The sequence below is a fragment of the Micromonospora echinofusca genome, assembly GCF_017614955.1.
Taxonomy (GTDB): domain Bacteria; phylum Actinomycetota; class Actinomycetes; order Mycobacteriales; family Micromonosporaceae; genus Micromonospora; species Micromonospora echinofusca_A.
Genome location: NZ_WVUH01000736.1, coordinates 1 through 463, shown reverse-complemented (window position 1 = coordinate 463; position 463 = coordinate 1). Strand labels below are relative to the sequence as shown.

Genomic DNA, 463 nt, shown 5'->3' with positions numbered 1-463 from the left:
GGTGGAGCTGGTGAAGGTGGAGGCGCCGGTGGAGCCGGTGGTGGCGGAGCCGGAGTTTCTGGTGGAGCGTCGGCCGGTGCCGGTGGCGCGGGAGGAGTCGAGGGTGTCGGGTGGTGAGGCTGCGGTGGCGGAGGCGAAGCCGGCGCGTCGGGCGGCGGTGAAGGCGGTGAAGCCGAAGGGGCCGGCGGGGTTGACGGTGACGTTGGCGTATGCCGAGGGTGAGTGGACGGTGGCGGCGCAGCAGGGTGCGAAGGCGTTGGCGAAGCCGTATGTGATCCGGCCGGTGGAGGCGTTGAAGATGGTGGCGTTGATCGACGTGCCGGGGGTGCAGGAGGCGGTGGAGCAGATTCTGGCTGCGGAGCGGGCGGAGGTGGAGCAGCAGGCGGAGCGGTTGCGGGCGGAGTTGGCGGAGATCGAGGCGCGGTTGGCGGAGTTGCGCGACGCGGGGTGACGGGTGGGGGTG

General features: G+C 72.1%; 1 pseudogene. It reads left to right on the top strand.

The annotated features are described in order from the left end of the window. A pseudogene (locus tag GSF22_RS34155) lies at positions 1 to 451 on the top strand (hypothetical protein); the annotation flags it as partial. Positions 452 to 463 lie beyond the last annotated feature (12 nt).